At 64.1% G+C, this 24,023-nt stretch carries 21 protein-coding genes; 15 read left to right on the top strand and 6 right to left on the bottom strand.

Annotated elements, in window-relative coordinates; all coding sequences use genetic code 11:
* The first annotated feature begins 69 nt into the window (after positions 1-69).
* From CCOS864_RS05260 to CCOS864_RS05290, 7 genes are all read left to right on the top strand, one after another.
* Positions 70-2,037 (top strand): ligand-gated channel protein, encoded by a 1,968-nt coding sequence (locus CCOS864_RS05260; protein WP_115085362.1) that lies wholly within the window; start codon positions 70-72, stop codon positions 2,035-2,037.
* 75 nt (positions 2,038-2,112) lie between these two features.
* Positions 2,113-2,418 carry a DUF3649 domain-containing protein gene (locus CCOS864_RS05265; RefSeq protein WP_045197184.1) on the top strand — a complete coding sequence of 102 codons (306 nt, stop codon included), beginning with the start codon at positions 2,113-2,115 and terminating at the stop codon, positions 2,416-2,418.
* Positions 2,415-3,989 carry a PepSY-associated TM helix domain-containing protein gene (locus CCOS864_RS05270; protein ID WP_115085363.1) on the top strand — a complete coding sequence of 525 codons (1,575 nt, stop codon included), beginning with the start codon at positions 2,415-2,417 and terminating at the stop codon, positions 3,987-3,989. The genes CCOS864_RS05265 and CCOS864_RS05270 overlap by 4 nt, the downstream gene beginning before the upstream one ends.
* On the top strand, positions 3,989-4,315 hold the full coding sequence (locus CCOS864_RS05275; protein ID WP_115085364.1) for a DUF3325 domain-containing protein: 327 nt from the start codon (positions 3,989-3,991) through the stop codon (positions 4,313-4,315). The genes CCOS864_RS05270 and CCOS864_RS05275 overlap by 1 nt, the downstream gene beginning before the upstream one ends.
* Positions 4,316-4,337: 22 nt before the next feature.
* Positions 4,338-4,901, top strand: a complete 564-nt coding sequence (locus CCOS864_RS05280) for an RNA polymerase sigma factor (RefSeq protein ID WP_115085692.1) — start codon at positions 4,338-4,340, stop codon at positions 4,899-4,901.
* On the top strand, positions 4,898-5,872 hold the full coding sequence (locus CCOS864_RS05285; protein WP_115085365.1) for a FecR family protein: 975 nt from the start codon (positions 4,898-4,900) through the stop codon (positions 5,870-5,872). Before CCOS864_RS05280 ends, CCOS864_RS05285 begins: the two co-directional genes overlap by 4 nt.
* Positions 5,873-5,977: 105 nt before the next feature.
* Positions 5,978-8,380, top strand: coding sequence for a TonB-dependent siderophore receptor (locus CCOS864_RS05290; protein WP_115085366.1), 2,403 nt, complete (start codon positions 5,978-5,980; stop codon positions 8,378-8,380).
* Between the two features lie 61 nt (positions 8,381-8,441).
* Here CCOS864_RS05290 and CCOS864_RS05295 read toward each other — a convergent pair whose 3' ends face one another.
* The 3 genes from CCOS864_RS05295 to CCOS864_RS05305 form a co-directional block, all read right to left on the bottom strand.
* The gene (locus CCOS864_RS05295; protein WP_115085367.1) at positions 8,442-8,876 is read right to left on the bottom strand and encodes an outer membrane protein assembly factor BamE; all 435 of its coding nucleotides are present in this window, start codon (positions 8,874-8,876) and stop codon (positions 8,442-8,444) included.
* Between the two features lie 74 nt (positions 8,877-8,950).
* Positions 8,951-11,035, bottom strand: coding sequence for a YadA family autotransporter adhesin (locus CCOS864_RS05300; RefSeq protein ID WP_115085368.1), 2,085 nt, complete (start codon positions 11,033-11,035; stop codon positions 8,951-8,953).
* Positions 11,036-11,364: 329 nt separating this feature from the next.
* Positions 11,365-12,240: an AraC family transcriptional regulator gene (locus CCOS864_RS05305; protein ID WP_115085369.1), complete on the bottom strand. Its 876-nt coding sequence runs from the start codon at positions 12,238-12,240 to the stop codon at positions 11,365-11,367.
* 137 nt (positions 12,241-12,377) lie between these two features.
* Here CCOS864_RS05305 and CCOS864_RS05310 point away from each other — a divergent pair, with 137 nt between their 5' ends.
* Complete coding sequence (locus tag CCOS864_RS05310) at positions 12,378-13,280, top strand: DMT family transporter (protein ID WP_115085370.1); 903 nt, start codon at positions 12,378-12,380, stop codon at positions 13,278-13,280.
* Between the two features lie 192 nt (positions 13,281-13,472).
* Positions 13,473-13,853 (top strand): hypothetical protein, encoded by a 381-nt coding sequence (locus CCOS864_RS05315; protein WP_115085371.1) that lies wholly within the window; start codon positions 13,473-13,475, stop codon positions 13,851-13,853.
* A gap of 14 nt (positions 13,854-13,867) precedes the next feature.
* Here the strand turns inward: CCOS864_RS05315 and CCOS864_RS05320 are convergent, their stop codons facing one another.
* The gene (locus tag CCOS864_RS05320) at positions 13,868-14,839 is read right to left on the bottom strand and encodes a 2-hydroxyacid dehydrogenase (protein ID WP_115085372.1); all 972 of its coding nucleotides are present in this window, start codon (positions 14,837-14,839) and stop codon (positions 13,868-13,870) included.
* A gap of 73 nt (positions 14,840-14,912) precedes the next feature.
* Entirely contained in the window at positions 14,913-15,860 is a 948-nt protein-coding gene (locus tag CCOS864_RS05325; protein WP_045197201.1) for a LysR family transcriptional regulator, read from the bottom strand.
* 186 nt (positions 15,861-16,046) lie between these two features.
* Between CCOS864_RS05325 and CCOS864_RS05330 the strand changes: the two genes are divergently transcribed.
* From CCOS864_RS05330 to CCOS864_RS05345, 4 genes are read left to right on the top strand one after another with little or no spacing between them, the layout of a single operon-like run.
* Positions 16,047-17,573 (top strand): efflux transporter outer membrane subunit, encoded by a 1,527-nt coding sequence (locus CCOS864_RS05330; protein ID WP_115085373.1) that lies wholly within the window; start codon positions 16,047-16,049, stop codon positions 17,571-17,573.
* The gene (locus tag CCOS864_RS05335; RefSeq protein WP_115085374.1) at positions 17,570-19,756 is read left to right on the top strand and encodes an FUSC family protein; all 2,187 of its coding nucleotides are present in this window, start codon (positions 17,570-17,572) and stop codon (positions 19,754-19,756) included. The genes CCOS864_RS05330 and CCOS864_RS05335 overlap by 4 nt, the downstream gene beginning before the upstream one ends.
* The gene (locus CCOS864_RS05340; protein ID WP_028943216.1) at positions 19,746-19,946 is read left to right on the top strand and encodes a DUF1656 domain-containing protein; all 201 of its coding nucleotides are present in this window, start codon (positions 19,746-19,748) and stop codon (positions 19,944-19,946) included. Before CCOS864_RS05335 ends, CCOS864_RS05340 begins: the two co-directional genes overlap by 11 nt.
* A gap of 11 nt (positions 19,947-19,957) precedes the next feature.
* Complete coding sequence (locus tag CCOS864_RS05345; RefSeq protein ID WP_115085375.1) at positions 19,958-20,824, top strand: efflux RND transporter periplasmic adaptor subunit; 867 nt, start codon at positions 19,958-19,960, stop codon at positions 20,822-20,824.
* A 7-nt stretch (positions 20,825-20,831) separates the two neighbouring features.
* On the opposite strand, the gene CCOS864_RS05350 is transcribed toward CCOS864_RS05345, so the two are convergent.
* Positions 20,832-21,284 (bottom strand): universal stress protein, encoded by a 453-nt coding sequence (locus CCOS864_RS05350; protein WP_115085376.1) that lies wholly within the window; start codon positions 21,282-21,284, stop codon positions 20,832-20,834.
* A gap of 162 nt (positions 21,285-21,446) precedes the next feature.
* Between CCOS864_RS05350 and CCOS864_RS05355 the strand changes: the two genes are divergently transcribed.
* Together CCOS864_RS05355 and CCOS864_RS05360 are read left to right on the top strand one after the other, a co-directional pair.
* Positions 21,447-22,352, top strand: a complete 906-nt coding sequence (locus CCOS864_RS05355; RefSeq protein ID WP_115085377.1) for a LysR family transcriptional regulator — start codon at positions 21,447-21,449, stop codon at positions 22,350-22,352.
* Positions 22,353-22,462: 110 nt separating this feature from the next.
* A complete protein-coding gene (locus tag CCOS864_RS05360; protein WP_115085378.1) occupies positions 22,463-24,004 on the top strand; it encodes an MFS transporter in 1,542 nt (513 codons plus the stop codon).
* The last annotated feature ends 19 nt before the right edge of the window (positions 24,005-24,023 follow it).

A 24,023-nucleotide genomic window follows, 5' to 3' on the forward strand; every position in this document is an offset into this window, starting at 1 on the left:
TGAGAATAACTAGCATTCGCTCCCTTGATGAATTTACGCAACCTTTACATTTCTCAGGGAGAGGTCCTCGTGTCCCCGACTTTCAGCAAATCCTGCCTCGCGCTCACCCTCTGCTCGCTGTACACCGCGAACGCCACTGCCCAGACCCAACCGCTGGAGCTGGACAACATGGTGGTGACCGCGTCGGGTTTCTCCCAGCAGATCAAGGATGCGCCGGCGTCGATTTCGGTCATTACCCGCGAGCAGATCGAGAACAAATCCTACCGTGACGTCACCGATGCCCTGCGCGATGTGCCGGGCGTGGTGGTCACCGGTGGCGCCAGCTCCAGCGACATCAGCATTCGCGGCATGGCCTCCAAGTACACCCTGATGCTGGTCGACGGCAAACGCCAGGACTCGCGTGCCACTCGCCCGAACAGTGACGGCGCCGGTATCGAGCAGGGCTGGATGCCACCGCTGGAAGCTATCGAACGTATCGAAGTGGTGCGCGGGCCGATGTCGTCGCTGTACGGCTCCGACGCCATGGGCGGGGTGATCAACATCATCACCCGCAAGGTTACCCCGCAGTGGTACGGCGGCATCCGCACCGAAGCGACCTTCCAGGACCGCTCCGACTCGGGCAACTACAACAGCACCAATGCCTTCATCTCCGGGCCGCTGGTCGACAACCTGGTCGGCCTGCAGCTGTACGGCCAGCGTTCGCGCCGCGACGAAGACCATATCGTCAACGGCTTCAACGAGCAGAGCACCGACAGCGCCACGGCCAAGCTGTCGTTCACCCCGGATGAACACAACGACATCACCCTGGAAGCGGGCAAGTCCGAGCAGGAGCGCAACTCGCACAAAGGTCGTTCGGCGAGCCGATCCGACAGCCGCAACGACTACGACCGCACCAATTTCGCCATCACCCATTCCGGGCGCTGGGACAGCCTCACCAGCGAAAGCTACCTGCAGCGCGAGAAGATCGAGAACCCCGGCCGGCGCATGGAACTGGAAAACACCGTGCTCAATTCGCAGGTGTCGTTCTTCAGCGATTCGCACATCACCACTTTCGGTGGCCAGTACAAATACGAAGACCTCAGCGACGAGGGCAACCAACTGGCCTCGGCGGCCAGCGTCAACCAGCTGACCCGCTGGTCGTGGGCACTGTTTGCCGAAGACGAATGGCGCCTGACCGAAGCCTTCGCCCTGACCGGCGGCCTGCGCATGGACCGCGACGAGAACTACGGCACCCACTGGTCGCCACGCCTGTACGGGGTCTATCACCCGACCGAGCAGTGGACCATCAAGGGTGGCGTATCCAGTGGTTATCGCTCGCCGGACATCCGCGCCGCCGTGGATGACTGGGGCCAGATCACCGGTGGCGGTGGCGACCCGGCAATCATCGTCGGTAACTCCAGCCTCAAGCCGGAGAAGAGCCTGAGCCAGGAAATCGGCTTCATCTGGGACAACCTCGAAGGTTTCTCCACCGGCCTGACCCTGTTCAACACCGACTTCAAGGACAAGATCACCGAGACCCGCCGCTGCACCGACAGCACCGGCAATGCCTCGGGCCAGTGCCAGATCGGCGGTACCTCGTACAAGTTCATCAGTGACCGGGTCAACGTCGATGAAGCGCAGATGCGTGGCATTGAAGCGACCCTGGACTGGGACATCACCCAGACCGTCTCGCTGGCCACCAACTACACCTTCACCGCCTCCGAGCAGAAGAGCGGCCCGCAGAAAGGCAAGGCCCTGAACCAGATGCCGCGGCACATGTTCAACGCCACCCTCGACTGGCAGGCCACCGATCAGCTGGGTACCTGGGCGCGCCTGAACTACCGCGGCAAAACCTCGGACTACCTGGGCCGGAGCACCATGTCCGACGGCACGCCGTCGTACACCTTCGTCGACTTCGGCGGCACCTATCGGGTGACCAAGAACGTCAAGCTGCTGGCGGGTGTGTACAACGTCTTCAACAAGGAAGTGGACTACGACAACTACCAGACCGTACTGGACGGCCGCCGCTACACCATGGGCGTCGACCTGTCGTTCTGATCCGTCTGGCCCGCGGCTTTGCTTATGAGAATATAAATCATTATTATTGTGCGCTTCTCGTAATGGACGGATGCCATGAAAAGCAAAGCCGCCGGGCTACCCATCAGCTATCGCCTGGCCGTGACCTCCCGCAGCCTGGCTGCCGTGTTCGGTGGCTACCTGCTGGCGGCCATGGCCAGCGTCTGCATCACCCTGCTGTTGCCGGTGCCGCGCGCCGAGGCGGTGATCAGCGGCATGATGCTGTCGTTCCTGTTCTACCTAGTGGCCTTTCTCTGGTGCTTCGCCTGTCGTAGCGCCTGGCAGGCCTGGCTGGGGGTACTGGTGCCGAGCCTGGTGCTGGCGATGATCAGCGGCCTGGCCTACTGGATGAAAAACCCATGAAAGAGGGCTTTCGCCAGGCCATGGCCTGGCTGCATACCTGGACCGGGCTGATTTTCGGCTGGTTGCTGTTTGCGATTTTCATGACCGGGACCATGTCCTATTTCAAGGAAGAAATCAGCCACTGGACCCAGCCGGAAGTGCCCAACCGGGCGCTGGACCCGGCGGCCAGCCTGGACCTCGCCCAACGCTACCTGCAAGAGCATGCGCCGACGGCGGGCAGCTGGTTCATCGAGTTGCCCAATGCCCGCGAACCGGCGCTGAGCGTGAGCTGGCCGAAGGCCGGTGGCGGGCGCCGCGACTTTACTTCCAAAACCCTCGACCCTGCCACCGGCGCCGAATTGCAGGCGCGCGAGACCCGTGGCGGCAATTTTTTCTACCGCTTCCACTTCCAGCTGGAGATGCCTCACCCCTGGGGCCGCTGGCTGTCGACCTTTGCCGCGTTCATCATGCTCCTGGGCCTGGTGACCGGGATCATCACCCACAAGAAGATCTTCAAGGAGTTCTTCACTTTCCGTCCGGGCAAGGGCCAGCGTTCCTGGCTCGACGGGCATAACGCCATTGGCGTGCTGGTGCTGCCGTTCCACCTGATGATCAGCTACAGCAGCCTGGTGATCTTCATGGCCATGGTCATGCCGGCCAGCATCATCGCCAGCTATGGCGACAACACCCGTGGCTTTTTCAACGACCTGTTCGGCGGCCAGAGCCAGGTACAGGCTGCCGGTACTGCGGCGCCGTTGCTGCCGTTGCCGCAGTTGTACGCCAAGGTCCAGGAGCAGGCGCCCGGGGCCAACCTGGCTTGGGTCGAGGTACAGAACCCCGGTGACCAGAACGCCCGGGTCCGGTTCGCCCGCCATGCCGGTGACCGCATCGCTCACCAGCGCGGCGGTGGCTGGCTGTTCGACGGGGTCAATGGCACGCTTGAGGGCGGCAGCCAGATCGAGGCCACGCCGGTGCTGATTTCCGGCGGCATGTACGGCCTGCACATGGGCATTTTCGCCGGCCCCTGGCTGCGCTGGCTGTACTTCTTCTTCGGCCTGGCCGGCACGGCGGTGATCGGCACTGGCCTGGTCATGTGGCTGGGCAAGCGCCAGCTCAAGCATGCCAAGAGCGGCACCCAGCCGTTCGAGTTGCGCCTGGTCGAGGTGCTGAACATCGCCAGCATGAGCGGCCTGCTGATCGGCGTGGCGGCGTTCTTCTGGGCCAACCGCTTGTTGCCGATCGGCCTTGAAGGCCGAGCCGACTGGGAGACCAACTGCTTCTTCCTGCTCTGGGCCTTGTCGCTGGTACACGCCATGCTGCGCCGCGGCCGCCGTGCCTGGGCCGAGCAACTGGGATTCGGTGCGCTGATGTGGGCGGGCTTGCCACTACTCAACGGCCTGACCACCGGCCAGGGCCTGAACCACTCGCTCGCCGTCGGCGACTGGGCCATGGCCGGTTTCGACCTGACCGCCTTGGCCAGCGGCCTGTTCCTGGCATGGGCTGCCAGCAAGATGTGGCGGGCGCCGGTAGTGGCGGCCAAGCGTGCGCCAAAGGCCGCGCCCGGCAAGCTGATCGAAAGCGAGGTGAACTGATGCTGGCCATTGCCCTGTTTGGTTTTGCCGGCTTCGCCGCCCTGTGCCTGGCGATGGAGAAGCACTACAAGGACCTGCTTGGGCACAAGCCCAGCAGTACCCGGCTCAAGGCGTTGCGGGTGGCGGGCTGGGTGCTGCTGGCCCTGGCGTTGCTGCTGGCCGTGCGTCACAGCGGCTGGGCCATGGGCCTGGTCGAGCTGTTCGCGGTGCTGATGGCCGGCGTTACCCTCTGGGTGTTCCTCTTGCCCTACCAGCCGCGGCTGCTGCTGTGCCTGGCGGCGGCCAGCGTGGTGCTGGCGCCGTTGACGGCCGTGGCTTCGCTGTAAGTTGGTCAACGAGCCGCTCGATCTGCCCACCGACGGTGCCAACGACACCGACGCGGCGAGCGGGCGCGCGCGTTTTGTGCAGGTGTTCCTCGCCCAGCGGGCGCAGATGGAAGCCCTGGTCAACCGGCGCATCGGCTGCCGGGCCACGGCCTCGGACCTGGTCCAGGAGCTGTTCCTGCGCTTCTGGCGGCGCCCGCAGGTCAAGGTCGAGGCGCTCGATACCTACTTGCTGCGTTGCGCCGGCAACATCGCCATCGATCACCTGCGCAGCGAAGGTGCCCGCGAGCGGGTCAACGACAGCTTGCAGCGGGAAGTGGCCGACGATCATGTCAGCGAACCGCAATTGGCACTGGAGGCGAACAGCGACCTGCAGCGCATCGAAGCGGCATTGCGCCAACTACCCGAGCGTACCCGGCAGATCTTTCTGCTCAACCGTATCCATGGGCGCAAGTACGCCGAGATCGCCAAGGCCATGGACCTGTCTCAGAGCGCGGTGGAAAAACATATGATGCGTGCCCTGGAGGCGTGCAAGGCGAGTGTTGCGCTGCCGCCAGCCAGTACGCGCATGCCAGGGAAAGCACCATGAGTGAAATCACCGCCGAGCACGAACAAGCCGCCCTGAACTGGCTGAGCCGGATCAATGAGCAACCGCAACTGGCCGAGCGCGCCGAGTTCAAGCGCTGGTTGCTGGCCAACCCGGCCCATGGCCGCGCCTATGCCCAGGCCCAGGCAGTGTGGCGCCTGAGTGAGGGGCCGGCGAGCCTTTTGGCGAGCGAGGATGACCAGGCCCTGCAAGGTTATTTGCGCGCCATGCAGCAACCTGCGCCGGGACGCACCTGGCGCCGCATTGCCACCTTCGCTGCAGCCGCTTGCCTGGTGCTGGCGCTGGGGACTGCTGCGGGCTGGCATCCAGGGTACTGGCTGGATGATCTGCAGGCGGATTACGTCACGGCGGCGGGGCAGGTCGAAGAGGTGGTGCTGGCGGACAACTCGCACATGACGTTGGATGCCGGCAGTGCGGTGTCAGTGGATTTTCGCGACGGTGAGCGCCAAGTGACGATCCGCCGCGGCGCGGCGTTCTTTCATGTCACCCACACCGGCGCGCCGTTCGTGGTCGAGGCGGCAAAAGGCCAAACCCGTGTGCTCGGCACGCGCTTCGAGGTGCGCAAGCACAATGGCGGCGCGCGGGTCACCGTGCTCGATGGCCGGGTGGCGGTGACGGCCGCGCCGGGGCGCGTGCAGCAACAACTGAGCGGCGGCCAGCAGGTGGGCTATCGCGACGGCACCGCCAGCGCGGTCGAAGCGGTGGACAGCGAGTCGCGCCTGGCCTGGCGCCAAGGCTGGCTCAATTATTATCAGGTGCCGCTGAGCACGGTGATCGACGACCTGGCTCGCTACTACCCGGGGCGCATCATGCTGCTCGACAGCGAACTGGGCAAACGCAAGGTCAGCGGCAGCTTCCCGGCCAGCCAGCCGCTGGCGGCGCTGGATTCGCTCGGCGCGGTGCTGGGCTTCAAGCGCAGTACCCTGCTGGAACGGGTCACCCTGATCCGCTGAAAAATATTTTCAGAAAAGTGATGAGGTAAGTTCGCGCGACAACCGTGTAGTGAGTGAAAGTGCGATTCATTCGCATAAACGTCACTCCTTCACAGGTCACCGGTCATGAAGTTCACACCCTTGGCAGCGCGTAGCTTTTCAATCTGGCTCAGTGTTTCGGCTCTGGCTGCGGGTAGCGCGTTACCCTTGGGGGCCGTTGCCGCGCAGCAGGTCTACGTGTTTGCCCAGGCGAGCAAGCCACTGGTGCAGGCGCTCAACGACTTCAGCCGGCTGACCGGGCAAAGCGTGATCTATACCACCGACCTGCCGATGCTCAACGCCCCGGCCCTGAATGGCAGCCTGACTGCCGAGCAGGCTTTGCAGCAACTGCTGGGCAATTCCGGTTTGGTCTTTCGCCGCGTCGACGCTCGCACCCTGACCCTCGAACCGCTGGATACCAGCGCTGCGCTCAAGCTCGACGCGACCACGGTGAACTCGCAAGCCGATGCCGACTACAGCTACCAGCCGCCGCCAAACAGCTCGGTGATGCGCAGCCAGGCATCGATCATGGAGACGCCCCAGGCCATCAACGTGGTGCCGGCCCAGGTGCTCAAGGACCAGGCCCCGCGCAACCTCGACGACGCCCTGGCCAATGTCAGCGGCGTGACCCAGGGCAACAACTTCGGCGGCACCCAGGACACGGTGATGAAACGCGGCTTCGGCGACAACCGCGACGGTTCGATCATGCGCGACGGCATGCCGATCGTGCAGGGGCGCAGCCTTAACGCCACCACCGAACGGGTCGAAGTACTCAAGGGCCCGGCCTCGTTGCTGTATGGCATCCAGGACCCGGGCGGGGTGATCAATGTGGTCAGCAAGCGGCCACAGCTGCAGCGCTACAACGCCCTGAACCTGCGTGGCTCCACCTATGGCAGCGGCAAGAACGGCAGCGGCGGCGGCCTGGACAGCACCGGCGCGCTGGGCGAGAGCAACTTCGCCTACCGCCTGGTGCTCGACCATGAAGACGAAGACTACTGGCGCAACTTCGGTACCCACCGCGAATCGCTGGTGGCGCCGTCGCTGGCCTGGTTCGGCGAAGACACCCAGGTGCTGCTGGCCTACGAGCACCGCGAGTTTCTCTATCCGTTCGACCGTGGCACGGCCATCGATCCGCGCACCAACCACCCGCTGGATATCCCCAGCACGCGGCGCCTGGACGAGCCGTTCAATGACATGGAGGGGCGCTCGGACCTCTACCGCCTGGAAGTCGACCATCAGCTTGCGGACGACTGGAAAGCTCACTTCGGTTTCAGCTACAACCGCGAAACCTACGACGCCAGCCAGGTGCGGGTGACCGCCGTCAACGCTGCCCGCGGCACCCTGACCCGGAGCATGGACGGTACCCACGGCGCGCTCAGCAGCGACCGTTTTGCCACCGTCAGTCTTGAGGGCAAGGTGCAACTGGCGGGGATGCAGCATGACCTGCTGTTCGGCCTGGATAACGAGTACCGCAAAGTCTACCGCGCCGACCTGATCCGCCAGAGCAGCCTGAGTACCTTCAGTTACCTGAACCCGGTGTATGGCCGCGAAGTCGAGGGCACCAGCGTGCGTGACAGCGACAGCGCGCAGACCGACAAGCTGCGCAGCGACTCGCTGTTCTTCCAGGATTCGATCCACCTCGACGAGCACTGGATTCTGGTCGCCGGTGCGCGCTACCAGATGTACGACCAAATCGCCGGGCGCGGGCGGCCGTTCAAGGCCAACACCAACAACAACGGCCAGGCCTGGGTGCCGCGGGTGGGCCTGGTGTACAAGGTTGACGAGCAGCTGTCGTTCTATGGCAGCTACACCGAATCGTTCAAGCCCAACTCCAGTATCGCTCCCTTGACCGGCGGCCTGGTGCTGGACTCGGGTATCGAACCGGAAGAAGGCAAATCCTGGGAACTGGGGGCCAAGCTCGACATGCCGGGGGCGCTGACCGGCACCCTGGCGCTGTTCGACATTCGTAAGCGCAACGTGCTGGTGGCCAACTTCGACTCGGCAACCGGCGACACCCTCTACAGCAACGCCGGCGAGGTACGCTCGCGGGGCGTCGAACTGGACCTGACCGGCCAGTTGAGCGAGCGCTGGAGCCTGATCGGCAACTATGCCTTTACCGACGCCGAAGTTACCCAGGACCCCACGCTCGAAGGCAATCGCCTGCAGAACGTGGCGCGCCACAGCGGCTCGCTGTCGGCGGTGTATGACGCTGGCAGCCTGTTCGGTGGCGACCGCCTGCGCCTGGGCGCCGGTGCGCGCTACGTCGGTGAGCGGGCGGGCAACGCCGAGAATGATTTCGAGCTGCCGGGCTACACCGTCGCCGATGCTTTCGCCAGTTACGAAACCCGCCTGGACGAGCACAAGGTGCGCTTGCAGTTGAACGTGAAGAACCTGTTCGACCGCACCTATTACAGCTCGGCGGTGAACCGCAACTTTGTCTCGGTGGGTGATGCGCGCCAGGTCAGCCTGTCCAGCACCCTGGAGTTCTAGCCGCTGCGCCACACCTCGAACTTCGTTCACGGCTGTGGCGCTGGCCAGGGGGGTAACCCGGTTACCCGTGCTTGAGTTGCTCGGCGCATTGCGCGGGCAACCAGAAAACATCCTGGGTCTTCATGTTCCGGTCGAACAGGATCTTGTATTGGCAGGTTCTATATTCAGTGCCGTTACCGCTAGGCAGCCTGAGGACATAGTCCCATTCGCGTACGGCCACTTGCCCCTCGGCGAAATGCGGGCGCCCCAACAGCTCGTAGACCTGAGGCTTGCTCAGTCCCGGCATCATGCGGCCAAGGTTATCAAGGTCAGGGAGGCTGCCTTCCGGCTGCCAGTGGTTGTCCTCGACGGAGGGCCAGACCGGCTCGGTATGGGCTTGCAGATGCCCGTCCTCGGTAATCTGGCTTAGTCGGGATGTACCGCAAGCCGCCAGCACGGTGCCGATTGCTAGTAAGGCAGCCCAGCGGGCAGCAGGCAAAATCGAACGTTTGTTCATGTCGAAATCCGTTGGAATCAGAGTGATTGATTGACCCGTGGCAGTTGCCCTGTAGCGGGCAACTGCCTTGCCGTTTACCAGTGGAAGCCCGCACCGACACCAACGCCCATCTGCCCGCGGGTGTCGGCCGAACCATTGGCCTTGAACACCCACTTGCCGTTGTCGGACAGCGTCGACAGGCCCACGGCCATCGAGGCCTCGCCACCGGTCGTGGCCATGCCGCTAGCCAGCATGCTTCGGCCGGGCAGATAGGCCTGGGGCATGCTGGCCATGGCCATGGCACCGGCAGCCGCGCCCATCGCATCCTTGCGCAGGTTGTTGACGTCCGAACGGATCTGGTCGAACTGGCCTTGCGTGCCGCCCCTGATTGCCGAGTGCAGTTGATTCACGTTGACCGCATCGGTGCCCTGGATGCCTGGCGCGACGTTGTGCACAGCGACAGGGCCACTGTTTCTGCCGGACAAGGTGACGTCATTGGAGGGCACATCAGGTGTCGCTACGCCGTGCGCATCCGAGTACTGAACCGGCGCGCCGGTCTGCAGCTTGTCGATAGCTTCGCCGACATTGCTGGTGTTGTTGCCATACACGGTGTAGGTCGGGTTGCTGACCTTGCCGGTGTTTGCGTCATAGCGCGAGCCTGCACCCAGGGTGTTGGCGACGCTATTGCCCTGATTGTGGAGGTGCTGTCGGGTCTGGTGCAGTTGGCCGCCATTGACCGCGTCCTTGCTGTCGCGCGCCACCACGCCATCCTGCACGTTGTGCAGGCTCACGGGTTGGCCCGGGGCGTTGCCGACCAGGGTGACGTCCTGAGTGGGGGTAATGCCGTTGACCGAACCGGCGCTTGAGCTTCCACCCGCGCCTCCCGAGCCGGGCGCATAGGGGTTTGCCTGGGTAGGCGTTTGCGGGTTGCTGTACTGCACGGGGCTCTTATCGCGCAGATCGGTGATCCGGGTGTCCAGGCTGGTCAGTGTGGTGTTCACTGCCTTGAACGCGTCGCCGACATTGTTGTAGTTGGAGCCCTGGATGAGGTAGCTCGGTGCAGACATGTTGCCGGTGAACGGGTTGTACACGGCACCGGCGCCGAAGTAATTGGCGATGTCACCGCCGAGACTGTTCAAGCGGCTGCCCACCAGGTTGACCGCCTGATGGGTAGCGAACAGCTGACTGCCGTTAATCGCATCGGTGCTGGTGCCGGTGATGCGTCCGGCCGCGACGTTGCTGATTTGGCGTTCGGCATCTTGGGCGCCGACACTGACCACGCTGGCAGGCTTGCTGCCTGCATAGATGTAGGCGTTACCGTCGATCACCGCGCCGGCTGTCGGCTGTGCGGCGGCGGTCTGGCTGCCGGCACCCAGTGCCACGTCATTGTGATTGATTGCACTTGCGCGGTTACCCAGGGCAACCGCGTCGGAGGCCGTGGCGCTGGCGTCGGTGCCGATGGCCACCGTGTCGTTGGCGCTGATCTTCGAGCCTGAGGTTCTGCCGATGGCAATGTTGTTGTCGCCACTTACGTTGTTGCCGGCGGAGAAACCTGCGGCGAAGTTGGAGCTGCCGTTAACCTGTTTTCCGGCGTGTGCGCCTGTCGCGGTATTGGTGTCGCCGGTCACATTCCAGCCGGAAAATGCCCCGTTGGCGCTGTTGAAGCTACCGTTGACCCGATTGCTTGCGTTGTTGCCGGCGCCGGAGTTGAAGTTGCCGGTAATGTTCTGCCCGGCGTTTGCACCTAAACCGCTGTTGCCCGTTCCGTTGACGGTGCGACCGGCATTGATGCCGAATCCGGTATTGCCCCGACCCTTGACGCCATTACCGGAATCGTTACCGGCGTAGGTGTTGTTGTCACCAACCACGTTACTGCCCGCGTTGCGCCCGACAGCGCTGTTGAATGAGCCTTCGACATTGACCCCGGCGTTCGATCCGACCGTCGTGTTGTGCTTGCCCGTAACCTTGGCACCGGCATTGAAACCGTAGGCCGAGTTTCCCGAGTTGCTGGTGATTTCGGGGTCTACGGCGCCGGCGCCGTAGGTGTTGTCGGTGCCAAACCCTGAGACTGAGTCCGCTTGAGCCAGTGGCGAAAGCACTGCCAGCAATGAAAGATAAAGGCTCGATCGCTGCAGGGAGTGCCGCTGTCGCAAGTGGCTGGGAGTCTGTACGTCGCTCATGGTGCTGTCCTGGTTTTAGGGGCCGCGTAAGCAGGCCGCTGGAATTGTCCTGATGAATAAATGGTTTTTGTTAGGCACGAATTTCTCTGAATTCTTGTTAATTCCCCAATAACCAAACAGCGAAGCTCCGCTGTTCTTTCACCCCGTTCAGCGCTCGTTTTCGGCTTAGGAAGATGAAGGCGGCGAAGCTTAAGGTGCGCAGACGTATTCACTAATTCGATTGTTTTGATCGAGATTATGAATAAATTCAATGAGCAGACGGCGGCCCGGCGTGCCGGGGCAGCGCCAGGGAGCGGGCGTCCTGGTGAGGGCTTGTGAGGCGGGGGGTATCAGCTTTTGAGCGCGGTTCGGTAGGCACCGGGCGTCGCGCCCAGGGCCTGGCGGAAGCGGTTGCTGAAATGGCTGGCGCTGGCAAAGCCGCACAGCAGGGCTACTTCGCCCAGCGGCAGTTGGCCATAGCGCAGCAGTTGGCGCGCCTTGGCCAGACGCCGGGCCAGCAGGTACTGGTGCGGCGGCAGGCCGAAGCTTTCGCGAAACATCCGTGCGAAGTGGTACTCGGAGAGGTTGCACAGCGCCGCCAGCTCGCCAAGGCTCAGGGGTTGATCCAGATGGCCTTCGACATACTCGCTCAGTTGCCGGCGCTGGTGCGCGGCCAGCCCGCCCTTCAGGCGCAGGCCCTGGCGCAGGCCGACCTGGCTGAGCAGGGCGTGGTCGAGAATCTCGTGGGCCAGGCTGCTGGTCAGCAGGCGCTCGGCGGGCTCGTCCCAGTCCAGGGCGATCAACTGACGAAAGCGTCGGGCCTGTTCAGGGTCGTCGAGAAAGGTCGCTTCCTGCAGTTGCAGCTCACGGGGTTCGCGGTCCAGCAGGCTGACGCAGCCGAGGGCGAACTGTTCCTGACTGATGTACAGGTGCGCCAGGCGGATCGAGCCGTTGACCACCCAGTGCGACGCCGACCCTGCAGGCATGATGCACAGCTTGTCGGGCGCGCCGGTGTGGCCGGGACGGTCGCGGCGGAAGGTGCCGGTGCCGTCGGCGATGTAACACGACAGGGTGTGATGGCTGGGGGCTTCATAGTCGCGGGCGTCGTGGCGGTTGTTCCATAGGGCTGCAGCCAGGCCGTCACCCAGGTGCGCGCTGTGTTCCAGGCGGGCATGGGGTGAGTCGTGCATGGCTTTGAAGACTTGCAGCTGGTCCAACGGCGTCATGGTTCTTACCTCTGTGGGCCATCGTACTCCGCCAGGCCGGGGCTGGCAGCTGCTGCCTGCGCAAAAGCGCAAGAATGTGCAAGTGCCGGCTGAGGGTGCAGTTGCACACTGGTGGCCTGGAATCGAGGAGTGCCGCCATGAACCTGTCGTTATATCTGCTCACTGTGCTGATCTGGGGGACTACCTGGATTGCCCTGAAGCTGCAATTGGGGGTGGTTGCCATTCCGGTGTCGATCGTCTACCGCTTTGCCCTGGCGGCGCTGGTGCTGTTTGTCATCCTGCTGCTCAGCCGCCGCCTGCAACCGATGAACCGCCGCGGCCACCTGATCTGTCTGGCCCAGGGGCTGTGCCTGTTCTGCGTCAACTTCATGTGCTTTCTCACCGCCAGCCAGTGGATCCCCAGTGGCCTGATCGCCGTGGTGTTCTCCACCGCCACCTTGTGGAACGCGCTGAATGCGCGGGTGTTCTTTGGGCAGAGGGTTGCTGCCAATGTGCTGGCCGGCGGCGCACTGGGCCTGGCCGGGCTGGGCCTGCTGTTCTGGCCGGAACTGTCCGGGCATGCCGCCAGCCGCGAAACCATCATCGGTCTGGGCCTGGCCCTGCTGGGCACCCTATGCTTCTCAGCCGGCAACATGCTCTCCAGCCTGCAACAAAAGGCTGGCCTGCGGCCGCTGACCACCAATGCCTGGGGCATGCTCTATGGCGCGACCATGCTCGGGCTGTATTGCCTGGTCAATGGCATTCCGTTTGCGATGGAGTGGAACACGCGCTACATCGGCTCGCTGTTGTACCTGGTGATCCCGGGCTCGGTGATCGGCTTTACTGCCTACCTGACCCTGGTCGGACGCATGGGGCCGGAGCGGGCCGCTTACTGCACGGTGCTGTTCCCGCTGGTGGCGTTGAACGTCTCGGCGTTCTACGAAGGTTATCAATGGACGGCGCCGGCGTTGGCAGGCCTGGTGCTGGTGATGCTGGGCAACGTCCTGGTGTTTCGCAAGCCCCGGCCCAAGGTGGTCGAGCCGGTCGTGGCCTTGAGGTAGCCAGCGCGGGGCAAGCCCGCTCCTACAGATATCGCACTGAACCTGTGGGAGCGGGCTTGCCCCGCGATGAGGCCGGTACAGCCAAGTACATCAGCTGTTGTCGACGCGGACCTGACAAAAATGCCAGGTTTCAATGGCGTTCCAAAGGCGTAGCTTGCGCAGAACACATTCGCAGCGTTCGGAGCAACGGTTATGGAAGTGATGATTGGCAAGTCCGATAAACCGGTGGTCGCGCCGCCCACTCCCAAAGACGCGGTCTGGACCATCAGCCTTTCCCAGGTGGGGGACGAGGGACTGACGCTTAGTGGTTATTCCTTGCCAGGCCTGCAGGGCTCTCAAGGGGCAACCTTGCTGTTTGGCTGGATTGGCACTCCACCGGAAGGGGCGCCGGAACTCTACGGGGAAACCTTTGTAATCGAACGCTGGGAAGATTATCGCGGGCATGACTTCGTACTGCCCAGGCACTATCTGCAAAGCGCGCTGGGCGGTACCGGTGTGCTGTTTTTCGATCTGGCGGTGCTCAGCCTGCCGTCGCAGATCTCACCACTGGTAACGGTAAGGGTTGTTGATTAGCTATACGTAACGCCTTACTTCCACACCTGCGGATTGACCAGATCCCGCGGCCGTTCACCCAGCAACGCGCTGCGCAGGTTATCAATCGCGCGATTGGCCATGGCCTCACGGGTTTCAGCGGTGGCTGAACCTACGTGCGGCAAGGTCAGGGCGTTTTTCAGCTGGAACAGCGGCGATTCGCTCAGCGGCTCTTTCTCGTACACATCCAGCCCGGCACCGCGAAGGGTGCCGGCCTGCAAGGCTTGCACCAGCGCCGCCTCATCGACCACCGGGCCACGGGACACGTTGATCAGAAACGCACTCGGCTTCATCAGTTGCAGTTCACGGGTGCTGATCAGGTGTTTGGTCTGCGCCCCCAATGGCACCACCAGGCAGACGAAATCAGCCTCAGCCAGCAGCTCATCGAGGCTGCGGTATTGCGCGCCCAGTTCCTGTTCCAGGGCCGGCTTGCGGCTGTTGCCGCTGTAGAGGACCGGCATGTTGAAGCCGAAGCGCCCACGCCGGGCGATGGCCGCGCCGATATTACCGAGGCCGACGATGCCCAGGGTCTTGCCGTGCACGTCGCTGCCAAACTGCGCCGGGCCCACGGTGGCCTGCCATTGCCCGGCCTTGGTCCAGGCATCCAGCTCGGCCACCCGCCGTGCCGCACCCATGAGCAGGGCAAAGCCCAGGTCCGCGGTACTTTCGGTGAGCACATCCGGGGTGTTGGTCAGGGCGATGCCGCGCTGGTTGAAGTAGGCCAGGTCATAGTTGTCATAACCCACCGAGACGCTGGCGACCACTTCCAGGTTGCTCGCGTTTTCCAGCTGTGCCTGGCCGAGTTTGCGGCCGACGCCGATCAGGCCATGCGCCTCGGGCAAGGCTTCGTTGAACTGGGCGCTGATGTCGCCGAGCTTGGGGTTCGGCACGATCACGTTGAAGTCTTGCTGCAGGCGTTCGACCATCGCCGGGGTGATGCGGCTGAAGGCAAGGACGGTCTTTTTCATCGGCGAAATCTCTGCGGGCGGTGGAGAATGGGTAGCACGCTATCATTCTCCACCGTCGCTGTGCAGCAAGATTTCAGGTGGCAATGCGCAGTTCGTGGGTTTTCAGGTCCGCTTCATGGGCGGCGAGAATCTCCGGCAGCGAGTTGCGCAGGTACTCGACCCAGGTCTTGATCTTGGCATCCAGGTACTGGCGCGACGGGTAGATCGCGTACAGGTTGAGCTCCTGCAGGCGGTACTCGGGCATCACCCGCACCAGCGAGCCATCGCGCAGGCCCTCTATGGCCGAGTAGATCGGCAACACGCCGACGCCCATGCCACTGCGGATCGCGGTTTTCATCGCGTCGGCGGAGTTCACCTGGAACGGCGCCTGGGTGATGTTGACCACTTCCTGGCCTTCGGGGCCGTCGAACAGCCATTTCTCCAGCGGGATCACCGGGCTGACCATGCGCAGGCAGGCGTGGTTGAGCAGGTCGCTGGGCTTGTGGGCAATGCCGTGGCGCTTCACGTACTCGGGCGAGGCGCAGACGATGCTGTAGGTGATGCCCAGGCGCTGGGAGACAAACCCCGAGTCCGGCAGCTCGCTGGCCAGCACGATGGACACGTCATAGCCTTCGTCGAGCAGGTCCGGCACGCGGTTGGCCATGGTCAGGTCGAAGGTTACGTCCGGGTGGGTTTCGCGGTAGCGGGCGATGGCGTCGATGACGAAATGCTGGCCTACCCCGGTCATCGAATGCACCTTCAACTGCCCGGCGGGGCGGGCGTGGGCATCGCTGGCCTCGGCTTCGGCTTCCTCGACATAGGTGAGGATCTGTTCGCAGCGCATCAGGTAGCGCTTGCCGGCTTCGGTCAGGGCAATGCGCCGGGTGGTGCGGTTGAGCAAGCGGGTTTGCAGATGGGCTTCAAGATTGGAGACCGCCCGCGACACGTTGGCGGTGGTCGTATCCAGTTGCACGGCCGCGGCAGTGAAGCTGCCGACTTGCGCGACGCAACTAAAAGCACGCATGTTTTGCAGGGTGTCCATGGGTCGCTCTCAAAGTAGACGACAAATTGTGACATGAAGTAACCGAGGCGGTCTTCAGACTAAAGCCGGATTATCGCTGTTTTCGTAACAAAGATTCGCAGTAATGCACGCTTATCGCCAGTGCGGCAGCCCCCTAGAATTGCGTCTCCAAGCGTCATCCACCTTCTACGTCGGGAATTTGCAGCTGTGCCGCGTCGCATCATCAGAGCGCTCAATGCGCTCAGTGCCTGTGCCTTTAGCTTGACCTTGAGCGGCTGTATCGGAACCTGGGGCATTGCCCCGCAAAGCAAGACGCTGCAAGCCAATACCCTGACCACCGACGCGGCGATCCGTGAAGCCGCCCGCGACGCCCATTGGCCCGACCAGCAATGGTGGCGGGCCTACGGCGACCCGCAACTCGATCGCTGGATCGCCCTGGCCGTGCAAGACAGCCCGAGCATGGCCATGGCCGCCGCCCGTGTGCGCGAAGCCAAGGCCATGGCCGGGGTGGTCGAGTCGGCGGAAAAACTGCAGGTCAATGGCCAGTCGACGCTCAAGCGCCACAACTGGCCGGAAGACCAGTTCTATGGCCCCGGCGCGTTGTCCGGTTCCAACACCTGGGACAACAATGCCGCGCTCGGCTTCAGCTACGCCCTCGACCTCTGGGGCCGTGAGCGCAATGCCAGCGAGCAGGCCGTGGACATGGCCCACATGAGCGTGGCCCAGGCCCGCCAGGCCCAGCTCGAGCTGCAGAACAATATCGTCAAGGTCTACATCCAGCTGTCGCTGCACTTTGCCCAGCGCGATATCGTCAAGGCCGAGCTTGAGCAGCAGGAGCAGATCCTGGCCCTGGCCGAACGGCGTCTGGCCGGCGGCATCGGCACCCATTTCGAAGTCAGCCAGGCGCAGACGCCGCTGCCGGAAACCCACCGTCAGCTCGATGCAATGAATGAAGAAATCGCCCTGGCCCGTAACCAGCTGGCAGCCCTGGCCGGTAAAGGTCCAGGCGAGGGTGCGCAACTGCAGCGTCCACAGCTGGCGCTGGGGACCGCGCTGAAATTGCCCTCGGCCTTGCCCGCCGAGCTGGTCGGCCAGCGCCCGGACGTGGTCGCCAGCCGCTGGCAGGTCGCGGCCCAGGCCCGCGGTATCGATGTCGCCCATGCCGGTTTTTTCCCCAACGTCGACCTGGTCGGTGGCCTCGGTTTCATGGCCACCGGTGGCGGGGCGCTGGAGTTTCTGACCGGGCGCAAGTTCAACTACAACGTCGGCCCGGCGATCAGCCTGCCGGTGTTCGATGGCGGTCGCCTGCGTTCGCAACTGGGGGTTGCCTCGGCCGGTTATGACATCGCCGTGGCGCGCTACAACCAGACCGTGGTCGAGGCGCTCAAGGGGATTTCCGATCAGTTGACCCGCCGTGAGTCGATGCACGAGCAGCAGCACTTTGCCGCCGAATCGGTGGCCTCGGCGCAGAAGACCTACGACATCGCCATGATCGCCTTTCAGCGCGGCCTGACCGATTACCTCAATGTGCTCAACGCGCAGACGATGCTGTTCCGCCAGCAGCAGATCCAGCAGCAGGTCCAGGCCGCACGCCTGAGTGCCCACGCCGAACTGGTCACGGCCCTGGGCGGCGGCCTGGGCGCGGGCCATGATGTGCCGGAAGCAGACCGGCAACAGGCACCGAAAACCCCGGCGACCCTGGCGATTTTCGACAAGCCGGGCCATGCCGAATGAGCGCACTGACCCTGCCGTTTCGCTGGCTGGCCACCCTGGAGTGGCGTCGCGGGTTCTTTGAATGGGTGCGCACCGACGGGGTGACCTGGGTGTACATCTTCAAGGTTCTCAGCGCCGCCTTCCTGACCCTGTGGCTGGCCATGCGCCTGGAGTTGCCGCAGCCGCGCACGGCGATGATCACCGTGTTCATCGTCATGCAACCGCAGAGCGGCCATGTGTTCGCCAAGAGCTTCTACCGGCTGCTGGGCACCCTGGCCGGCTCGTCGATGATGGTCGCGCTGATCGCCTTGTTTCCGCAGAACACCGAGCTGTTCCTGCCGAGCCTGGCGATCTGGGTCGGCCTGTGTTCGGCCGGCGCCATGCGCTACCGCACCTTCCGCGCCTATGGCTTCGTGCTCGCCGGTTACACCGCGGCGATGGTCGGCCTGCCGGCCCTGCAGCATCCCGACGGCGCGTTCATGGCCGCGGTGTGGCGGGTGCTGGAAATCTCCCTGGGGATTCTGGTTTCGACCCTGGTCAGCGCCGCGATTTTGCCGCAGTCGGCCAGCGCCTCGATGCGCAACGCCCTGTACCAACGCTTCGGCGTGTTTGCCGGCTTCGTTGCCGAGGGCCTGCGCGGCGACAGCCAGCGCGACCGTTTCGAAAGCAGCAACGTGCGCTTTATCGCCGAGGCCGTGGGCCTGGAAAGCCTGCGCAGTGTCACCGCCTTCGAAGACCCGCACATGCGCCGGCGCAACGGGCGCCTGGGGCGGATGAACAGCGAATTCATGGCCATCACCACGCGCTTCAACGCCTTGCACCAGTTGCTGGAGCGCTTGCGTTTGCGTGGGCCGCTGCAGATCGTCACCGCCATCGAGCCGGGGCTCACCGCCCTGGCCGAGCTGCTCGACGGCTATGCCGGTCGCGGTCTCACCGAGGGTGATGCGGCGCGCCTGGCCGAGCAGCTGGCCGCCTACAAGGAAGGCTTGCCGGAGCGCGTGCGCACCCTGCGTGCAGCGTATGTCGAGAGCGGCCCGAGCGATGCCGACCTGCTGGACTTCCACACCGCCTACGAACTGCTGTACCGCTTCGTCGACGACATGCACAGCTACGCCCAGACCCACGCTTCGCTGACCGAGCACAACCATGCCCGCGAGCAGTGGGATGAGCCCTATGTGGCGCAGACCAACTGGATGGCCTCACTGGCCGCCGGTGTGCGCGCCTCGTTCATCCTGCTGGTGCTGGGCAGCTTCTGGATACTCACCGCCTGGCCGAGCGGGGCGATGATGACGCTGATCGCCGCGGCCACCGTCGGCCTCTCGGCGGCCACGCCAAACCCCAAGCGCATGTCGTTCCAGATGGCCTGCGGGACCTTGTTCGGCGCCTTTGTCGGCTTCTTCGAAACCTTCTTCGTGTTCCCCTGGATCGACGGTTTCCCGCTGCTGTGCCTGGTGCTGGCGCCGGTGTTCGTGTTCGGCGCGTTCCTCGCTTCGCGACCGGCCTATGCTGGTTACGGGCTGGGCCTGCTGATCTTTTTTGCCACCGGTTCCGTGCCCGACAACCTGACCATCTACAACCCCTACAACTTCATCAACGACTACATCGCCATGGTCATCGGCATGCTGGTCTGCGCCGCTGCCGGGGCAATCATCCTGCCGCCCAACAGCCGCTGGTTGTGGAGCCGCCTGGAGCAGGATTTGCGTGCCCAGGTGCTGTATGCGATCACCGGGCGCCTACGCGGCTTGGGTTCGAGCTTCGAAAGCCGCACCCGCGACCTGCTGCACCAGGCCTATGGCCTGGCGGTCGGCCAGCCGCGGGTGCAGAGCAAGTTGCTGCGCTGGATGTTCGTGGTGCTTGAGGTCGGTCACGCGATCATCGAGCTGCGCAAGGAGCAGGCGATTTTGCCGGTGCACCCGTGCTACGCCGAATCGCAGCCCTGGCGCCAGGCCATCCGGGTCATGGGCCGTGCGCTGGCGCGGCTGTTCATGCAGCCGAGCGCGAGCAACCACGAGCGCGCGTTGGTGGCGGTGGATCACGCCATCAGCCGGGTGCAGGCCACCGACGAGCCGTTCGCCCGCCACTTCGACACCTCGGCCCTGCGCCGGGTGCAGAGCTACCTGCATTTCATCCGTACTTCGTTGCTCGACCCTCAGTCGCCGCTGGCCGAACTGGCCCCGGCCAAAGGACTGCCCCATGCCTCGTGAAATCGCCTTCCATGGCGTCTACATGCCGACCATGACCCTGATGTTCCTGTTCGCCGCCGGGCTTGCCTGGGGTTTGGACCGGTTTATCGCCAGCCATGACGGCTACCGCTTCTTCTGGCACCCGGCGTTGCTGCGCCTGTGCCTGTTTATCTGCCTGTTCGGTTCCATGGCCCTGACTCTCTACCGTTGAGACCCCTGTTGATGAAAAAGTTTTTCAGCCTGATCGCCACCTTGCTCGTGCTGGCCGCTGCCGTGGTGATCGGTCGCCAGCTCTGGGTGCATTACATGAACACGCCCTGGACCCGCGACGGGCGCGTGCGCGCCGACATCATCAACGTTGCTGCCGACGTGCCGGGTTATGTGGTCGATGTGCCGGTGCGCGACAACCAGTTGGTGAAGAAGGGCGATGTGCTGCTGCAGATCGACCCCGAGCACTACGAAGTGGCGGTCCGCCAGGCCCAGGCGCTGGTCGCTTCGCGCAAGGCCACCTGGGAAATGCGCAAGGTCAACGCCCATCGCCGCGCCGACATGGACAACCTGGTGATCTCGCGGGAGAACCGTGACGATGCCAGCAACATCGCCAACTCGGCGCTGGCCGATTACCAGCAGGCCCAGGCGCAACTGGCGGCGGCCGAGCTCGACCTCAAGCGCACCAGGATCCTTGCCACGGTCGATGGCTACGTCACCAACCTCAACGTCCATCGCGGTGACTACGCGCGCACCGGCGAGCCGAAGATGGCGGTGGTCGACAAGGACTCGTTCTGGGTCTACGGCTTCTTCGAGGAAACCAAACTGCCGCATGTTCGGGTGGGTGACCAGGCCGAGCTGCAGATGATGAGCGGCGAAAGGCTCAAGGGGCATGTCGAGAGCATCTCGCGCGGCATCTATGACCGCGACAACCCGGAAAGCCGCGAGCTGATCGCCGACGTCAACCCGACCTTCAACTGGGTACGGCTGGCCCAGCGCGTGCCGGTGCGGATTCATATCGATGAAGTGCCGGAGGGCTTTTTGCTGGCGGCGGGGACCACCTGTACGGTGGTGGTCAAGCCGGGTCAGAAAGAGGGTTAAAAGCGGCTCAGTCCTGGCGCGAATCCACCAGCACCGGGCAACTGACCTGATCGATCACCTTGTTGCTGATCGACGGATCCAGCAAGCGCCCCAGGCGGTTCAAGTGCCGGTGGCCGACGATGATCAGCTCGCACTCAAGCTCGCGGGCGGCAGCAACGATTGCCGCCACCGGCTCGCCTTGCACCAGCTTGCCTTCACTCTCGAACCCCAGCGCGCGCAGGTTCTCCAGGGCCTGGCGCACGGCCTGGGTGGCATGGCGCTGCTCATCGGTGGCCGCCGGATACTCCTGCTGCTCGTACAGGCTGATCGCCCCCGGCCCGTCACTCAGGGCAAAGGCGCTGTCGATGGCCAGCACCACCAGCAGGCGATGGCAGTTGGGCAGGCAGTACTGCTGCGCCAGTTCGACCAGGCGCTGGGAAGCGGGCGATCCATCGATGGCAATCAATACGGGGCTGAGCATGGGCGGCTCCTGTGGGCGGCAGTCGAGCCGGCTATTGTTGGGGATTCCCGGCCTGCGGATAAATGGCCTGGCCTGCACTGTGTAGTTGCGTGCGGCGCAAACCGAAGGCCGCTGTCGAGCTGTTAAGATCGCCCCTTGTTTACACGTCATGGATGCCTGGCAATGCAGATCCCGGATATGAACCTGTTGGTCGCCCTCGATGCCCTGCTCGATGAAGGCAGCGTGGTCGGCGCGGCGCGGCGCATGAACCTCAGCCCGGCGGCAATGAGCCGGACCCTGGGGCGGATCCGCGAGGCCATCGGCGATCCGATCCTGGTTCGCGCCGGCCGCGGCCTGGTGCCGACACCGCGGGCGCTGGCCCTGCACGAGCAGGTGCGGGCCCTGGTCGAGCAGGCCGGGCTGGTGTTTCGCAGCCGTGAAGAAGTCGACCTGGCGACCCTCGACCGGGCCTTCAACATCCGCACCAATGACCTGTTCATCGCCCTGTATGGCGCGCAACTGCTGCAGATGATGCACGAGCAGGCGCCGCATACCGTGCTGCGCTTCGTCCCCGAAAGCGGTGGCGACGATGATGCGGTACTGCGCGACGGTGGTACCGACCTGATCGTCAGCTCGACCATCGACCTGGGTCCAGAGATCAAGATGCAGAGCCTGTTCAACACCATCTACGTCGGCCTGGCGCGCCACGATCACCCGATCTTCGAGGCCGAGATCACCCCCGAACGCTTTGCCGCCTACCCGCAGATCAGCGTGTCGCGCCGTGGTCGGGCCAACGGCCCGATCGATGTCGAGCTGGCCAATTACAAGGTGCAGCGGCGGGTGGCGCTGATCACCCCGAGCTTTCATTCGGCGATGTTCTCCCTGCCGGACTCTGACCTGCTGCTGCCGATGCCGGCCAACATCCTCAGCAGCGTGACCAAGCTCGGCCTGCCGCTGCGCTCGTTCCACATCCCCTTGCCGATGGAGCGGGTGACGGTGATGCAGGCCTGGCACCCACGCTTTGACAACGATCCGGCGCACCGCTGGCTGCGCCAGATCCTCAAGGCCTGCTGCAGCGAGCAGCGCTGAACCGGCCGATTGCGTTTGCTGCACTAGTAAACTGCCAATATGTCAGTTTTCGTTAGCATTGACCCTTCATAGACTTCTGCCGGTTCCTTGTCTGTCCGGAGATGTCTGTCATGAGTTCGCTGATCGCGACTCCCTTACCTGTGCTGCCCCCACCTGCTGCCGCCGCTGCGGCGCCGGCGGCTTTCGGCACGCGCATTCTGGTCGGCCTGCTCGGGGTGCTGCTGGCGGTGCTGTGCGCCGGCCTCAACGAGATGGTCACCAAGGCCTCGCTGGCCGATATCCGTGGCGGCATGTTCATTGGCGCCGATGAAGGCGCCTGGCTGATTGCGGTGTATTCGGCGGCGTCGGTCTCGGCCATGGCCTTTTCGCCGTGGCTGGCGGCGACCTTTTCCCTGCGCCGCTTCACCCTTTGTGCCATCGGCGTGTTTGCCCTGCTCGGCCTGCTGCAGCCCTATGCACCGAACCTGTCCAGCCTGCTCCTGTTGCGCACGTTGCAGGGGCTGGCGTCGGGGGCGCTGCCACCGATGCTGATGAGCGTCGCCCTGCGCTTTCTGCCACCGGGGATCAAGGTCTACGGCCTGGCCGGTTACGCCCTGACCGCCACCTTCGGGCCCAACCTGGGCACGCCGCTGGCCGGGCTGTGGACCGAGTATGTCGGCTGGCAGTGGGCGTTCTGGCAGATCATCCTGCCGTCGTTGCTGGCCATGGCCTGTGTGTCCTGGGGTTTGCCTCAGGACCCGCTGCGCCTTGAGCGCTTCAAGCAGTTCGACTGGCGCGGCCTGCTGCTCGGCCTGCCGGCCATTTGCACGCTGGTGATCGGCCTGACCCTGGGTGACCGCATGGGCTGGTTCGACTCGACGCTGATCTGCTGGCTGCTCGGTGGCGGCCTGGTACTGCTGGTGCTGTTCCTGTGCAACGAGTGGTCCGAGCCGCTGCCGTTCTTCAAGCTGCAGATGCTCAAGGTGCGCAACCTGACCCACGCCCTGGTGACCCTGTTCGGCGTGCTGATCGTGTTGACTGCGGTGATCATCATCCCCTCCAGCTACCTCGCGCAGATCCAGGGTTACCGCCCGGCGCAGACCGGCCCGCTGATGCTGCTGGTGGCCTTGCCGCAATTGTTGGCGCTGCCGCTGGTAGCGGCGCTGTGCAACATCCGCGCGGTGGATTGCCGCTGGGTGTTGGCGACGGGGCTGGGCATGCTGTCGTTGTCTTGCGCGCTGGGCACCCAGCTCACCAGCGTGTGGATTCGCGACAACTTCTACCTGCTGCAACTGCTGCACATCTTTGGCCAGCCGATGTCGGTGATCCCTTTGCTGATGCTGGCCACCGGCGGCATGACCCCGCAGGACGGGCCGTTCGCCTCGGCCTGGTTCAACACGGTCAAGGGCCTGGCCTCGGTGGTCGCCGCCGGGCTGATCGAGGCGCTGACTACCGTGCGCCGGCATTTTCATTCCAACGCGCTGGTTGACAGCCTGGGCAATTCGCCGCTGGCCGACAGCAGCGCGCCGGGCCTGGCCAGGCGCATCCACGAACAAGCCCTGGTGCTGACCTCGGCCGACCTCTACCTGTGCATGGCGCTGCTGGCCGCGGCGCTGATTGTGCTGATTCCTTTTGTGCCTACCCGGATCTACCCACCGCGTGCGGTGGCCTAGGTTTGCGGACTTGAGAGAA

The sequence above is a fragment of the Pseudomonas wadenswilerensis genome (assembly GCF_900497695.1).
In the GTDB taxonomy this organism is placed as follows: domain Bacteria; phylum Pseudomonadota; class Gammaproteobacteria; order Pseudomonadales; family Pseudomonadaceae; genus Aquipseudomonas; species Aquipseudomonas wadenswilerensis.